This window comes from Pseudomonas sp. NFPP02, from assembly GCF_900119355.1.
Taxonomy (GTDB): Bacteria; Pseudomonadota; Gammaproteobacteria; order Pseudomonadales; family Pseudomonadaceae; genus Aquipseudomonas; species Aquipseudomonas paracarnis.
Window position 1 is genome coordinate 368,414 of the sequence record NZ_FPJI01000003.1, and the last position, 14,839, is coordinate 383,252.

At 63.7% G+C, this 14,839-nt stretch carries 14 protein-coding genes; all 14 read right to left on the reverse strand.

Annotated elements, in window-relative coordinates; genetic code table 11:
• Window positions 1-3: 3 nt before the first annotated feature.
• Window positions 4-777: an amino acid ABC transporter ATP-binding protein gene (locus tag BT204_RS07715; RefSeq protein ID WP_057975008.1), complete on the reverse strand. Its 774-nt coding sequence runs from the start codon at window positions 775-777 to the stop codon at window positions 4-6.
• Window positions 770-1,741: an amino acid ABC transporter permease gene (locus BT204_RS07720; RefSeq protein ID WP_072446232.1), complete on the reverse strand. Its 972-nt coding sequence runs from the start codon at window positions 1,739-1,741 to the stop codon at window positions 770-772. Before BT204_RS07720 ends, BT204_RS07715 begins: the two co-directional genes overlap by 8 nt.
• A 19-nt stretch (window positions 1,742-1,760) precedes the next feature.
• A complete protein-coding gene (locus BT204_RS07725; protein ID WP_072446294.1) occupies window positions 1,761-4,154 on the reverse strand; it encodes a TonB-dependent receptor plug domain-containing protein in 2,394 nt (797 codons plus the stop codon).
• Between the two features lie 1,050 nt (window positions 4,155-5,204).
• Window positions 5,205-7,331 (reverse strand): type II secretion system secretin GspD, encoded by a 2,127-nt coding sequence (gspD, locus tag BT204_RS07740; RefSeq protein ID WP_072446237.1) that lies wholly within the window; start codon window positions 7,329-7,331, stop codon window positions 5,205-5,207.
• Between the two features lie 5 nt (window positions 7,332-7,336).
• Complete coding sequence (locus BT204_RS07745; protein ID WP_072446239.1) at window positions 7,337-7,837, reverse strand: general secretion pathway protein GspN; 501 nt, start codon at window positions 7,835-7,837, stop codon at window positions 7,337-7,339.
• Complete coding sequence (gspM, locus tag BT204_RS07750; protein ID WP_032902001.1) at window positions 7,834-8,436, reverse strand: type II secretion system protein GspM; 603 nt, start codon at window positions 8,434-8,436, stop codon at window positions 7,834-7,836. The genes BT204_RS07745 and gspM overlap by 4 nt, the downstream gene beginning before the upstream one ends.
• The gene (locus BT204_RS07755) at window positions 8,411-9,403 is read right to left on the reverse strand and encodes a PilN domain-containing protein (protein ID WP_072446241.1); all 993 of its coding nucleotides are present in this window, start codon (window positions 9,401-9,403) and stop codon (window positions 8,411-8,413) included. The genes gspM and BT204_RS07755 overlap by 26 nt, the downstream gene beginning before the upstream one ends.
• Window positions 9,400-10,101, reverse strand: coding sequence for a general secretion pathway protein GspK (locus tag BT204_RS07760; RefSeq protein ID WP_072446243.1), 702 nt, complete (start codon window positions 10,099-10,101; stop codon window positions 9,400-9,402). The genes BT204_RS07755 and BT204_RS07760 overlap by 4 nt, the downstream gene beginning before the upstream one ends.
• Window positions 10,098-10,706: a prepilin-type N-terminal cleavage/methylation domain-containing protein gene (locus BT204_RS07765; RefSeq protein WP_054898350.1), complete on the reverse strand. Its 609-nt coding sequence runs from the start codon at window positions 10,704-10,706 to the stop codon at window positions 10,098-10,100. Before BT204_RS07765 ends, BT204_RS07760 begins: the two co-directional genes overlap by 4 nt.
• The gene (locus BT204_RS07770) at window positions 10,703-11,035 is read right to left on the reverse strand and encodes a type II secretion system protein (protein WP_054898349.1); all 333 of its coding nucleotides are present in this window, start codon (window positions 11,033-11,035) and stop codon (window positions 10,703-10,705) included. The genes BT204_RS07765 and BT204_RS07770 overlap by 4 nt, the downstream gene beginning before the upstream one ends.
• Window positions 11,032-11,457: a GspH/FimT family pseudopilin gene (locus BT204_RS07775; protein ID WP_072446245.1), complete on the reverse strand. Its 426-nt coding sequence runs from the start codon at window positions 11,455-11,457 to the stop codon at window positions 11,032-11,034. The genes BT204_RS07770 and BT204_RS07775 overlap by 4 nt, the downstream gene beginning before the upstream one ends.
• A 7-nt stretch (window positions 11,458-11,464) precedes the next feature.
• Window positions 11,465-11,875 carry a type II secretion system major pseudopilin GspG gene (gene gspG, locus BT204_RS07780; protein WP_019821138.1) on the reverse strand — a complete coding sequence of 137 codons (411 nt, stop codon included), beginning with the start codon at window positions 11,873-11,875 and terminating at the stop codon, window positions 11,465-11,467.
• A 20-nt stretch (window positions 11,876-11,895) separates the two neighbouring features.
• Window positions 11,896-13,092 (reverse strand): type II secretion system inner membrane protein GspF, encoded by a 1,197-nt coding sequence (gene gspF, locus BT204_RS07785; protein ID WP_072446247.1) that lies wholly within the window; start codon window positions 13,090-13,092, stop codon window positions 11,896-11,898.
• Complete coding sequence (locus BT204_RS07790) at window positions 13,089-14,756, reverse strand: GspE/PulE family protein (protein WP_239695909.1); 1,668 nt, start codon at window positions 14,754-14,756, stop codon at window positions 13,089-13,091. The genes gspF and BT204_RS07790 overlap by 4 nt, the downstream gene beginning before the upstream one ends.
• Between the last annotated feature and the right edge of the window lie 83 nt (window positions 14,757-14,839).

Below are 14,839 nucleotides of genomic sequence, written 5' to 3' on the forward strand. Positions count from 1 at the left end.
GAACTAAAGCACTTTGCCGAGAAAGGCCTGGGTGCGGGGATGTCGGGGTTGGCGCAGGATCTGTTCGGGCGGGCCTTCTTCGATCAGTTGGCCGTCGCAGAGGAACACCACGTGGTCGGCCACTTCGCGGGCAAAGCCGATCTCATGGGTGACGATCACCAGGGTCACGCCCAGTTGGGTCAGGCCCTTGATCACGTCCAGTACCTCGCCCACCAGTTCCGGGTCGAGGGCCGAGGTGGGCTCGTCGAACAGCAGCACTTTGGGGTCGAGCGCCAAGGCCCGGGCGATGGCGACGCGTTGCTGTTGGCCGCCGGAGAGCTGGCGCGGGTAGGCGTCGGCCTTGTCCGCCAGGCCGACCTTGGCGAGTAATTCATCGGCCTTGTCACGGGCCTGCAGCCGGCTCCAGCGCTTGTGCGCCAGGGGCGCTTCGGCGATGTTTTCCCAGGCGGTGAGGTGGGGAAACAGGTTGAAGTTCTGGAACACGAAGCCCACGTCGATACGGCGCTTGAGAATCTCGCGTTCGGTGAGTTCAAAAAGCAGGTCGCCTTTGCGCCGATATCCGACGTACTCACCGTCGATGGTGATATGCCCGCTGTCGATCTTCTCCAAATGGTTGATGGTGCGCAGCAAGGTGGACTTGCCCGAGCCGGACGGCCCGAGGATCACCGTGACCTTGCCAGGGTCAATGCTCAGGTCGATATGATCGAGTACCTGCTGGTTGCCAAAGCGCTTGCCCACGCCCTGGATCTGAATGCGCCCGGCGCGTGCTTCAGGCATGGGCCTTCTCCTTGAACCAGCGGCGCACGCGCTGCAACGGCGTGGGTGGCAGCACCCGCGCGGTGCCCCGGGCGAAGTGGCGCTCGACGTAATACTGGGCGCTGGTGAGCACGGTGGTGATGATCAGGTACCAGACCGTGGCGACGATCAGCAACGGGATCACCGCCTGGGTGCGGTTGTAGATGACCTGCACGGTATAGAACAGCTCGGGCAAGGCCAGCACGTAGACAATCGAGGTGCCCTTGACCAGGCCGATGATTTCGTTGAACCCCGACGGCAAGATCGAGCGCAGTGCCTGGGGCAGGATGATCCGGAAGATGCGTCGAGAGGCCGGCAGCCCCAAGGCCGCCGCCGCCTCATGCTGGCCGGCATCCACGCCAATCAGCCCACCGCGAATGATCTCCGCCGCGTAGGCCGCCTGCATCAGGCTCAAGCCCAGGACGGCCACGGTAAATTGGCTGAGCACATCCACCGTCGACCACTCGGCGAACACCAGGTCGGTGAACGGCACGCCTAACACGATGTGGTCGTACAGGTAGGCAAAGTTGTAGAGGATGATCAGCACCAGCAGCGCCGGCATCGACCGGAAAAACCAGATATAGCCCCAGGCCAATGCTGCCAGCAACGGCGAACCCGACAGCCGCGCCAGGGCCAGCGCGGTACCCAGCAGGATGCTGAACACTGTGCTCAACAGCGTCAGCAGCAACGTCTGGCCCAACCCGCGCAGCACCGAGGACGAAAAGAACCACTGGCCGAACACCCCCCATTCCCAGCGCGGGTTGGTGGCCAGGGAGTGCACGATGGCGAGTAATACCAGCGCGGCGAAAATCGACCCGGCCCAGCGCCAGGGGTGCCGGGCCGGCACCACGCGCAACGCCTTGATTGGCGTGGCGGCACGGCGCTGGCGCAGCGGTTGGGCGCTGACTTCATCCAGCAGGTCATAGGGTTTGGCGACAATGGGCATGTTCTTTTCCTCGCAGGCCTCAGAAGGCGTAAGTCAGCCGGGTGTAGTAATACCCACCGGTAAAACCGTAGGGCGAATAGGTGCCGTAGCTGGCAACCATGGTGCTGCTCGGCACCCCTTGTTTCTTGGGATAGAGGTCGAACAGGTTCTTGGCGCCGATGGCGATGTTCAGGTCTTTGGTGAGGCTGTAGCCCAGGTCGAGGTCGGTGATCCAGCGGGCGTTGTAGACCCGGTCCAGGTCACGATTGGCCGATGAGTTCACTTCCTTGTACGAGCCGTAGCGGGTCAGGGCCAGGTTGAGGTTGAAGCGTTCGATACTCCAGTCACCGCCCAGGATCAGCTTGGTGTTGGGTTGCACGCCGGTGATCAGGTTGCGCGCCTGGCGGTCCATCAGGTCGTAGGAGGTACCAAGAATGTGGGTGGATTCCTTGTAGTTGAGGATTTGGGTCTGGTTCCAGTTAAACGCGGCGGTCCACTTCAGCGCGCCGAACGCGCCCAGGTCCTGGTTGTAGCTGCTGACCAGGTCCAGACCTTTGGTGCGGGTGTCGGCGCCGTTGATAAAGTACTGGCCGCCGGAGGTGGAGTTGATGCCGTTGTTCTGCAACACCTGGGTGACTTCCGGGCCCAGCAAGGTGCCGGTAAGGGTGATGCGGTCACGCAGGTTGATCACGTAGGCATCGGCGGTGAAGCTCAGGCGGTCGGTGGGCGTGAGCGTGAAACCAAGGCTGAAGTTGGTGGAGCGCTCGGGCTTCAACGCCTGCGCGCCTAGCGCCTGGGCCGCCGCCGAGCCCACGGGGAGCACGCCATAGTTGATCGACTGATACACCCCATCGACGACGCCATAGGTGGTGGAGCGCGCACTGAACAGACTGTTGGCCAGGGACGGCGCACGAAAGCCATTGCTCACGGTGGCACGCACCGCGAACTGCGGGGTGAAGTCGTAGCGGGTGGTCAGCTTGCCGCTGCGGGTGGCGCCCACGCCCTCGTTGTAATGCTCATAACGCACCGCCGTGCCAACGTACCAGTCCGGCATGGGGTTGAAACCCACATCCACGTAACCGGCCAGGCTGTTGCGTGACGCGCTGCTTTCTTCGTCCGGTGAAATACCGTTGGTGACCTGTGCCCCGGACGACGCACAGTTACCCGGCGCCACGCAGTAACCGCCATTGGCATAAGACGCGTAATCGCCGGCTTGCACCTCGTAAGTGTCGCGCCGATGCTCGAAGCCATAGGACAGGTCCAAGGGCTTTTGCAGTCCGATGTCGAAGCCACGCTTGAAGTCCAGGTTGGTGGTCAGCTCGGTGGAAATCCAGGTACCGGAGGTGAAGCTGTTCGGCGTGGCTTCGCCCAGGGAAGGGTTCTGGTTGTGGGTGGTGCCCTGCTCCGCTTCGTTGCGCCCATAGGTGGTAGACAAGTCCCAGTCCCACTCGCCCACAGTACCCTTGCCACCAAACGCCGCCTGGAAGTCGTCCTCGTCGATGTACCAGGTCGGGGTGTACCCGGCCGGGTAACCGTTAGGCCCGGTGGTGATGGTGTTGGTGATGGTCGGCAGACGGAAGTTCTGCCCCTGCTCGGCCTTGCGTCGCGAGTAGGTGGTAAAGGAGTAGAGGCTGAGGCTGTCGTCGATCGGCAACTCGGCGTTGTAGCCCAGGGTCAGCAGGTTGGTCTTGGGCGTACCGTAGCCGCCATAAGTGGACTTGCCCGCCAGGCCATAGGCTTGCTCATAGGTGTAGCCGTTGGCGCTGGCCTTGTTGTCATCGTTCTGGCTGCGTGCATCCAGGGCCAGTTGCACGATGCCGCCGTTGCCGATTTCGAAGCCCTTGTTGAGGCTTTGCTGCACGGTCTGTTTCTTGCCGTCGTAGCCAAGGCCCGCGTGGGTCACCGAGGTACCGCGGGTGTCGGCCTTGAGGATCACGTTGATCACCCCGGCGATGGCGTCAGACCCGTATTGGGCAGCCGCACCATCGCGCAGCACTTCGACATGGTCGATGGCGCTGATGGGGATCAGGTCCAGGTCAGCCGGCGCCGCGCCGGTGTTGATGCCGTTGATATTCAAGGTGGCACTGGTGTGGCGGCGCTTGCCGTTGACCAGCACCAACACTTCGGCGGCGCTCAAACCCCGCAGGTTAGGTGCCCGGGCAATGCCGCTGGCGTCCCAACCGGTTTTTTCCGGCAGGGTCAGCGAAGGGATCACCGCGCTCAACGCCTCCATCAATCCGGGCTTGCCGGTGTTTTGCAATTGCCGGGCGCTGACCACGTCAATCGGCACCGGGCTGCTGGTGACCGTGCGCTGCTCGGCGCCACGGTTGCCGGTCACGACGACCGTCGACAAGGTGCTGTCATCCTGGGCCTGGGCTGCTGCGGCGAACAGCGACAGAGTCAGGGCAGCAGTAGGTTGCAGAATTTGCTTCATATCCATTCCCAGCTTTTTCCAAATCGCAAAGTCGGGCAGGCACGCGCCTGGCGCGACGTGGCCGGTAGTCAAAGGGGCGATGCGGCTTGGGCTAGGTGTGGGGCAAGCGAGGGGTTTGAAGTGGCAACATACGTCGAGCTCCCGTCCAACGACTCTGCTGCGGCGGGATGATTACCCGGTCAGGCGCGCAGAATCTGAATCACGCTGGGTACCATCCGAGGTCAGGGGTAGGCTGTTGGGATCAAACATAACGGAATGGATTTTAAAAATATAATGCTATTTGGGCATAAGCTAATATTCTGTACTTTCATTATTTATAAAAATAATTATTCATAAAAATGATTTTTAATCTGAGCGCGCAGAACGCTCAGAGTGTGGGAGGGGGCGTGCTCCTGATGACTGTGGGCCAGTCAAAATGCATTTACTGACACGCCCCCCCCATCGCAACGGTAACTACGGACGGTAACCACGATGCGAAGCGAGCCGCTCTTGATCTTGATCTGCTTTTGATCTTAAGCGCCCCGTCAAACCACGCTGGCCGGAATTCGACAGGGATTTGGGGGGTAAACCGGCAGGGATGCCGGTTTAGCCGCCCCGCGCCATGGATGGCGCGTGGCGGCGGCCCCCCAAATCACTGGCGGATTACGGGCACACCGAGCCCAAGCGAGGTGCCGAGTGGTGGGGCAAGAGCGTTTTGCTTACTTTGCCGCTTTTGCAAAGTGAGCCGCCGTCAGGGCGGAACCCTAAGTGGCCGTTACCGCAGGAATGGATATGTACTCGGTATAACTGCGTCGCCTGTTAGGCCGCCTTCGCGAGCAAGCCAGCTCCCACAGTTTGATTGCGGAGTGTCAGGTAGATAGGTGTCGGCTGGTAGGCCGTTATCGCAGGCAAGCCAGCTCCCACATTTTTGATCGCGGGGTGTCAGGTTGATAGGTGTCGGCTGGCAGGCCATCATCGCAGGCAAGCCAGCTCCCACATTTTTGATCGCAAGGTGCCAGGCCACCATCGGGAGCGAGCCCCCTCCCACATGGGTACTCGGTACAGCCAGGATCATTGAGCCGGTCGCAACAGCTGCATCTGCTGGCGATAATCATCCGTCACCTGCCGCGCCTGGCTGCTGCTGGTAATCACCCTCGGCGTAATCAGCACAATCAGCTCCGTGCGGTCCTTGGACTTGCTGGTATTGCCAAACAACCAGCGCAACCCCGGAATCTTCCCCAGGTAAGGCACGGCACTGACGCTCTCAGCGTTGTCTTGCTTGATCAACCCGCCGAGCAGCACCGTCTGGCCACTCTGCACCGCCACCTGGGTGGACACCGAGCGCGTGGAGATACGCGGGTTCACCGGCGTCTCACTGTTCCCCGTCGGGTTCTGGGCATCACTGACCTGTTGCTGGATATCCATGTACACCAGCCCACCCGGATTGATGCGCGGCACCACATCCAGAATCACCCCCGTCTGCACATATTCCACACTGCTCAAGGTGGTGTCGGCGTCCCCGGTATTGACGGTGGTCTGGCTGATGGGAATGTTGTCCCCCACCTGGATCTGCGCCGGCTGGTTGTTCATCACCACCAGGGATGGCGCCGACAGCACCTGGGTGCGGCCGTTGGTTTCCAGGGCGTGCAGGGCCACTTGCAGGTTGGAGCTGACGAAGGAGTAGAACAACGAGTCCGCCGCCCCCAGCCCTGCCCCGCCACCGCCCAGGGCGCCTTGGCTGCCGGAGGCATTGGCCACCGTAGTGCTGGTGGAATTACCGGCCAGGCGGCCCAGGTACCACTGCACCCCCAGGTCCAGTTCGCCGGTGAGCTTGACCTCCAGAATGCGGGTCTCGATCTGCACTTGCAGCGGTGGGTTGTCGAGGCGTTTGATCGCCGCTTCGATTTCTTTCCATTGCGCCGGGCGGGTGCGCACCAGCAGTTGGTTGCTGCTCTTTTGCGCGGTGATGCGCGTGCCCGCTTCGAGGTCGCTGGTGGGCGATGCCTGGGTGTTTTCGGCAGGCTCGGATTCAGGTTCTTCGGCTGCGGGCACCGGGGCGCTCGCCTGCAAACCGGCACTGGTGGATGAGGACAAGGTGGTGGTACGCAACCCCGGCGCTACTTTCGCCGGGGCGTCATCCTTGATCGCGCCATTGCCGTAGATCTGCCGCAGGTACTTGGCCAGATCGCCGGCCTTCATATTGCGCACGTCGTACACATACATCTGCGGCTCGTTGCCGCCGCCCTCGTCGATGGTACGGATCCAGTCGCCCACTTCGCTGAGGTACTGGGGCTGGGAAGAAATCGCCACCACCGAGTTGGTGCGCTCGACCGGCAAGAACCGCAGCATGCCGGCCAGGGGTGTGCCACTGTCCGCGCCGAACATGGCTTGCAGCTCGGGCATCAGCTCGGCCACCGAGGCGCGTTGCAGGCCAAACACCGCCACCGACATGCCCTTGAGCCAGTCCACGTCGAAGGTGTCGATGGTGTCCTGGTAGTTGGCCAGTTCGTCGGGCGTGCCGGCCAGGCTCAGGACATTGCGCGCCGGGTCCACCAACAAAAAAGCGTTTTCACGAGCGAAGGGTTTGAGCAGTTTCTGCATCTCGGTGGCCGAGATATAGCGCAGTGAAAACAGACGTGCCGAGAGGCCGCTGGCCGGTTGCGCCACGCGCATCTGCGGCACCAGCTTGCCCGCCACTGCCTGGTTGGCCGGCAGGATCACATAGCGGTTGCCCTGTTTGATCATGGCGTTGTCGGTCCAGGACAGCAGGGTTTCGAGAATCGACAGCGCTTGCTGTTTGTCTACAGGCTTGGAGGTGGAGAAGCTGACCGTGCCCTTCACGCCCTCGGCGATGCTGTAGTTCTCGTGCAGCAGGTCGCCCATCACGCTGTTGATCACGGCCTCGATGGGCTGATCGGCGAAGTTGAACACGATGTCGCCGCCCTGCTCCGGCACGTTTACGGGTGCCGCGGGCTGGCGCACAAACGCTTGATTGCCACGAATGAGCTGGCGCTGCGGCGGAGCCTGGGTGGCAGGTGGAGCGGTTTCGGCCACAGGCGCCTGAAGCGGCGGGCGTTGTGCGCCGGTGCCCTGCAGGGCCTCGTGCAGCAGGTCGTCGTCCGGGTCGAGGGTGTCGGGCAAAGAGCCACAGCCGCCCAGGGAAAAGGCGGTAGCCAGGCAAAACAGCGAAGTGCGCATATCGATCAAGGGAGAGACTCGCGGGGATGTGAGATCAGGGGTAACCGCTTACCGTAGAGGCTCAGGGTCTGGGTGCGCCCGTCCAGGGCAAAACGAGCGTATTGCGGGGTCAGGTGTTCCAGGCGCCAGCCGTTGGGCAACGCCTGGCCCAAGCGCACCGTGAGCGTTGGGCCACCGGCTTGCTTGAGCATGGCCATTTGCAGGTTGCCGGTGATCATGATGCCGCTGAGGGTCAGGTTGGCCAGGCTCGCCACCTGGGTTTTACCCACCTCCCGGTCCGGGCGGCGATCCGGGCTGAACAGCGGCGCTTGCCAGGTACCGGCAAGGTCTCGCAACGCCGGCGTGGGAGCGGCCTGCACCTGGAACGAGGGTGGCGCGTGCACCGGCGCATCGGGTAACCACCGGGGGGCATCGCCGATGCTACTGAGGATCATCGCCATCAACAGCCCCAAGAGCCCGGCCACGCCGAGCCAGCCCCATTCAAGAGGACGCAATGGGCCAATCATGGTGCCACCCGCGCCGGTTGCAGGTAGCCGCGCACCAGCAGTTGCACCGCCAGCTTGCCCGCCCCGCCACTGGCTGGCGCCTGTTTGTCGCGACGAATATGCAGCTCATCGACGAACAGAAAAGGCGGCTGATATTCCAGCCCATGCAGGATCGCGGTCAGCGGTTCGATGGCGCAATTGAGCGTGAGGCTGACCTTGACCTGACGATAGGGCTCGCTGTCGTTCTGTTCGGGCGTGATCGGTTTGCGCTGGGTGAGGTTGCAGCCGCCGCCGAGGTTGGCGTGGCTGTTGATCAGGTCGGCGAGACGCTGCATCAGGTCGGCGGCGACCACGTCCGGGTCGTCCCCTGGCAACAGGCTGGCGCTGCTGGCCGGGTCTTGCTGTGCTTGCGCCAACTGTTCGCGCAAAGCATCGCCCTGGCGTATGACGCTGGCATAGCGCTGCTGCTGTTCACGCAACTGTTCGGCCTGTTCACCCATGGCCCGCAGCGGCCCGGCGAACCAGCTGTCGATCAACAGCCAATAGGCCGCGCCGAGCACCAACGCCAGGGTCAACAAGGCGGCGCCGCGGCGTTCACGGCGTGTGAGGGGTCGGCGCATCGGCGGCCTCCTGGCGTAAGTGGGCACGCAAGGCAAACTGGTCCTTGCCGGTGCGTGCGTCGGGTTGGATCACCCCTTCGAATTGCGCGTTGTCCAAGCGCTGGCAGCCTTTGATGCGGCTGATCAGGCCACTGGCCTTGGCGCTCTGGCCGGAGAAACTCACCTCGCCGTCCTTGACGTCCAATTGGTCGAGCCAGGTGTCTGCGGGCAGGCAACTGGTCAAGTCATTCAGCAGCGCGGCCAGGGGCGGTTGCGCCCGTTTACGCTGGCTGAGGTACTGCGCCGCGCCACGGGTGTTGAGCAGTTGCTGGCGCAGGGCGTGCACCTGGGCGACCTCGGCTTTTTGCTGTTGGACAGTGGCGTGCATGCTGTCGAGTACCCGCTGGCGGTCGTTGAGCCACAACAGCATCGCCGCGATCAGCAACGCGCCGCACAACCACGGCAGGCTGCGCTGCAATTGCTTGCCGGCAGGCCGCGAACGCGGGCGTAACGGCGCGGGCAGCAGGTCGATACCCAGGCCCGCCACATCCACGCGGTGTGGGTACAGGCCGAGGGCGGCGCAGTCAGTGAGGACCTGGTCAAGGCGCTCGCGCAGGATCGCCACCACCCTCACCTCCAGGTGGCTGGGTGTGCGCCGCTCCTGGCGGGCGACAAAGTAGAGCTGTTCGGCGTTGAACGGGGTGTAGCGGTCCAGTTCATAGCCAACCACCTCCACGAGGTTGCGCGCGGCAGCCAGAGGCAGTTGCACGCTTTGCTGCAACACGGCATCAGGAGCAAGCATCAGCACCTGGCGCGCATTGCCTGGCACCACTGGAGCCGTCAGCGGCCAGTGATGAACCTGCTCAGGCGGTTCCTGGAACGCCAGCCACTTCGGCACACAGCCGCGTAACTCCGTGAGCCACAAACGCCAGCCTTGTTGCAGCAGGCTGCCGCGCCAATAGCGGGCAATCGGTTCGAGTTGAATCATTCTTGCCACCGCACTACCCGATAGGGCTGTGCGCTGTCCTCCGCAGGGCTTAGTAAAAGGGTCAGTCGCAGGCGTGCCTGATAGCCGCCGGGGCGCTCGGCGCGGCTGTCGATCTCCACGACCTGGCCGGGGTCGACGCCCTCGGCGTCCTGGCGTGGCAGGTTCAACGCCTTGCGCATCAGGGGGCTGGCGAATGCCGGAGCGGGCCGGTCGAGGTCGCTCCACAAGGTGATTTGAGGCAGTAGTTGGCTGTAGAGCGCCGGGGTCATGCCGGGGAGTTGACGTACCTCTTCCAGCACCCGAAACGGCGCCAGGCCCTGATGGCGGCGAGTCTCAAGGGCCTTGGCCAACTGCTGGGCCTGAACCGGTGTGGCGCCGCAGGCCAGGGCCAGGCGCGTGAGGTCCTGGGGGGCAGCGTTGACCAGGTACAACTTGCCGCGCTCACTGCGCAGACTGACCTGCAAGCGGGCGTCGTCGAAGGTCAGCGCAATAGGACGCCCGTCCGCCACCCACTGCCCTTGCGCCATGACCTCTGCGATACCGGCCTGGGCGGCCAACAGTGTCTGAGTGTGCTGGCGCAGCCATAGCGCCTGGCGACTTTGCAGTTGCACCCACCCGGCCAGGCCACCCAGCAATACGCTGAGCAAGGCCAGCACCCACAACACCAGCAACAGGGCCGCACCGCGTTGGCGCTTCATTCTTCGCTGCTCGCGCTGGACAGGTTCAGGCGCAGCGCAACCACCTGGGCGACCCATGGCACCGGCCCGTCGACAGAGGCGTCGATACGCACCGCAGTGGGCAGGCGCCGGGGCCAGGGCCACGGGCTCAACCAGTCGGTGGGCTGGCCCAGTGGCGAGACACCGCGATAGCTGAACTGCAGCGCCTCGACGTCATGCAAAAGCACCTGCGGCTCATCGCGCTGCGCGTTGGCGTGGGAGGCCCTCTGCGAAAAAGCCACCTGCAGATCCTGCCCGACCCGTTGCAGGGTAAAGCGCTGGATACCCCCGCCCAATACACCGGGCAAGGTCGCCACAAACTGCAGACGCTCAGGCGTGCCGATAAAAAAACCTTCGGCCTGGCTGTCATCGTCAGTGAGCTTTAGCGGCAGCGCCTCGCTGATCGAGGTGCGCAAAAACTGTTGGGCGGCGCGCATTTCATCCAGGCTGACGGTGTAGGCCTGGGCCTTGGCCACCGCCCGATTGGCCCCCAGCAACGCTGCGCTCACCAGCAGCAACAACACCGACAGCAAGCTGAGCACCACGAGCACTTCCAGCAGGGTGAAACCCTGCTCACGGCGCTTCACAGGCGCGCCTTCAAAGTGCTGAAGTGCGCCTGATGCGCGCCTTCACGCACGTTAAGGTCGAGACGAAACAGGTGCGGCTGTTGGCGGGTACTGGTCAATTGCCAATAGATACCCTCGAGTTCGCCTTGGCGGGTTCCCTCCGTCAGCGGGCCGGCGGCTTCCTGGTCCAGCAGCGTGAGCGCGGCATGGTTGAGGCGGTCGCTGCGGGCCACCTGGGACAAGGCGCGCGCGCTCTGGCCGAAGGCAACCAGCAACACGCTGCTGCACACCGCCATCAACGTCAGGGCGGCGAGCATTTCCAGCAGGGTGAAACCGGCCTGGTGCTTCATGGCAGCGCCTTGGACTGCACACTGCCGGTAAGCCAGCCAATGTCGATACGCCAACGACGGCTGCCGTTGGCCAGCAGCAGGTTACCGCCTGTGGAACTGCCGTCGGGATAGAACACCACGGCGGCCCCGGCCTGCTCGGCACTGTGCAAGGTCACTTGCACCTGCGCTGGCCACTGCTGTGACGCACGCCCTGGGGCCTGGAACGAGCGGCCCTGGAGGTCGAACTGAGTGCGCGCCGCCTGGCCGCTGACGATGGCGCTCGCCCGCGTGGCGCGCAGCGCCTCGACCATCTGCGCGACCACCCGGCGCTCCTTGGCCACCTGCAGCCCTTGCCGTACACCCAACCCCAACAACCCCGCCGCAATGCCGATCAATAGAATGACGACCAGCATCTCCAGCAGGGTAAAGCCTCGCTGGACCACGGGCGGGTTATTCCCAGTTGCCCAGGTCGGCACTGTAGCCCTCACCGCCGGGTTGGCCGTCCTGGCCGTAGAAGATCAGGTCGAAGGCACCGTGCTCACCGGGAAAGCGATAGCCGAACCCGTGGCCGAACGGGTCTTTCAGCTCCGAAGGCTTGGCGTAGGGGCCGGCCCAGTTCGAAGCACTGGCCGGCTTGTCGAGCAGCTGTTGCAGGTTGTTGGGCGGCGCCCCCACGTCCAGGGCGTAGCTGTCGATCTTCATGCTCAAACTGGCCAATTGCGCCTTGCCCGCGCCGTACTTGCCCTTGTCCACATTGCCACCGACCTGGCGCACCACAATGGTCGCGACAATGCCCAGCAGCACGATCACCGCCAGCATTTCCAAAAGGGTGAAGCCGCCTTGGCGGTGTCGGGTTTTCATCGGTTCTGCTCCTTGAAAGTTCATATATGGCTGGTGAGGCTCATCAGCGGCAGCATGATCGCCAGCATGATCACCGCCACCAGCACCGCCATGACCACGGTCAGGGTCGGCACCAGTGCAGCGAGCAAGCGTTCGATGGCGCGCTTGGCCTCGACGTCGAAGATGTCGGCGACCTTGAGCAGCATGCTGTCCAGTTCACCGGCCTGTTCACCGACTTCAATCATGTGCAGCGCCAGCTCCGGTAGCAGCGGCTGGCGACCGAACGCATCGGCCAGGGTGCCGCCGCCCTTGACCCGTTGCGCTGCCAGCGCCACTTGCGCCTGGAGCGCACGGTTGCTGCAGACTTGCCGGGCGATCACCAGCGCGGGCAGCAGCGCCACGCCATTGCTGAGCAACGTGCCGAGGGTGCGGGTCAGGCGGGCGGCTTGCACCCGTTGCAATAGCGGGCCGATCACGCGGATGCTCAGCAGGTGACGGTCGTAACGCTCACGGCGACGGGGGTCGCGCAGGCGCGCCGCCAGAATCCACCCACTGATCGACAACCCGGCCAGCACCACCAGGCCATAGGCGCCGAGGAACTCGCCGAGCGCCAGGATCACCTGGGTGATCAGTGGAATCGGTACGCCAAGGTCCTGAAAAATCGGCACGAATTGCGGCACCACATAGGCGAGCAACAGCGCCAGGGAACCCAGTACACCCACCACCAGGAACGCCGGGTAGATCAGCGCATTGATCACCTCGCCGCGCAGTAACTGGCTGCGCTCCAGGTAGTCGCTGAGCTGGCGCAAGGTGCCCTCCAGCGCCCCGCCGGCCTCACCGGCGCGCACCATGCTCAGGTACAGCGGGGAAAACGTGCCGCCCTCCTCCTCCAGCGCCGCCGACAGCGGTTTGCCGGCCTTGACCTGGTCGCGGATACGCTCGATCAAGGCCCGCACCTGAGGATGGCGGGCTTGCTTGAGCAACAGGTTTAAAGCGCGTTCGAGGGGCTGGCCGGCGCCCAGTAGCGTGGCCAATTGCTGGGTGAAACTCACCAGCGCTACGCCCTTCAACTGCCCACGTGCCTGACGCAACAAGGGGCCGCTGGCCGTTTCGATGTGCAGCAACAACCACCCGCGCTGATGCAAGACGGCGACAGCGGCCGCTTGGTCAATGGCCTGCAACGTGCCGCTCTGGGCCACGCCCTGGCTGTCCAGGGCGCGGAACTTGAACAGGCTCACGCGTCATCTCCGCGGGTGACGCGCAGCACTTCTTCCAGGGAGGTGACACCGGCCAGGGCCTGGCGCAAACCGTCTTCATATAAGGTGCGCAAACCGGCGCGGCGGGCGGCGTGCTCGAGGCTGGCGGCGTCGGCGTGGCCCATCAGCAGGCCACGCAACTCGTCGTTCATTACCAACAACTCAGTGAGGGCGCTTTGGCCGTGATAGTCACCGCGGTAAAGCAGGATCGGACGCTGCTCGGTCAGGCGATCCAGGCCGTGCTCCTTGATCAATTCCGGCGGGGCCTGGAAGGCCACGCGCGTGGCAGGGTCCAGGCGCCGCACCAGGCGCTGGGCGAGAATACCGCTGACCGTGGAGGCAATCAGGTAGCTCTCCACGCCCATGTCCAGCAAGCGCGTGATACTCGCAGCGGCGCTGTTGGTGTGCAGGGTTGAGAGCACCAAGTGACCCGTGAGGGAGGACTGTACGGCGATACGACAGGTTTCCAGATCGCGGATTTCGCCGATCATGATCACGTCCGGGTCCTGGCGCACGATGGCGCGCAGCGCTCCGGCAAAGTCCAGGCCGATGGCGGGCTTGACCTGGATCTGGTTGATCCCTTCAAGCTGGTATTCCACCGGGTCTTCCACGGTGATGATCTTGCGTTCAGCCGTGTTGAGTTGCGACAGCGCGGTATAGAGCGTGGTGGTTTTGCCCGAACCTGTGGGCCCGGTGACCAACAGGATGCCGTGGGGCCGCGCCAATAGATCCTGGAAGGCCGCCAGACGCGGGCCGTCGAAGCCCAGGCTGGGGAAATCGAATTGCACGGTTTGCCGATCCAACAGGCGCATCACCACCGACTCGCCAAAGCTGGTGGGCACCGTGGACACCCGCAGGTCCAACGCTTTGCCCTGGATGCGCAGCATGATGCGCCCGTCCTGGGGCAGGCGTCGTTCGGCGATGTCCAGGCGCGCCATGATCTTCACCCGCGAGATCACCGCCGCCGACGAACTGGCAGGCGGTGCTTCGGCGTCGTGCAGCACGCCGTCGATGCGGTAGCGCACCTTGAGTTGGTTTTCGAAGGGTTCGATATGGATATCCGAGGCGCGCTGTTCCACGGCGCGCTGCAGGATCAGATTGACCAGGCGAATCACTGGCGCTTCGGAGGCCATGTCCTTGAGGTGTTCGATGTCCTCCAGCACGCCGCCCTGCTCATCGAGGTTTTCGATCAGGCTGCCCATGGCGGAACGGCCCTGGCCGTAATAGCGCTCGATCAGCGTCTCGACTTCATTATGCGAACCGACGGCCAGCCAGACCGGCACCTCACAGGCATACGCCAGGGCCTGGAACGGATACCACTGCGCCGGGTTGGCAGCCATTACGCGCAACCCGCCCTGATGCCAACCCATCGGCACTAGCTGGTAATGGCGCATAAAGCGCTCGGTGAGCACGGGAAGCGGGTCAAGCAACGGCGGCGCCGCGTCGGCCACCAGTAGTGGCGCATCCAGCAAATCGGCCCAGGCGCGAGCCAGTTCGACCTCGGACACCAGGCCCAGGCGCGTGAGTAAACCGAGCAGGTCGCCAGGCTCAGTGGATAAACGCTGGGCGCGTTCCAGATCAGCGATTTTGAGCCCGGCGTGCTGCATCAGCCACGCGCACACCTGGTCGGTATGCGGGATCTGCATCTTGCAAGCATCGATGGGCGCTGACGACATCATTGAGGAATATCTAACGTTGCGAAAAGTATGGCTATTTAGAACTACCGAAC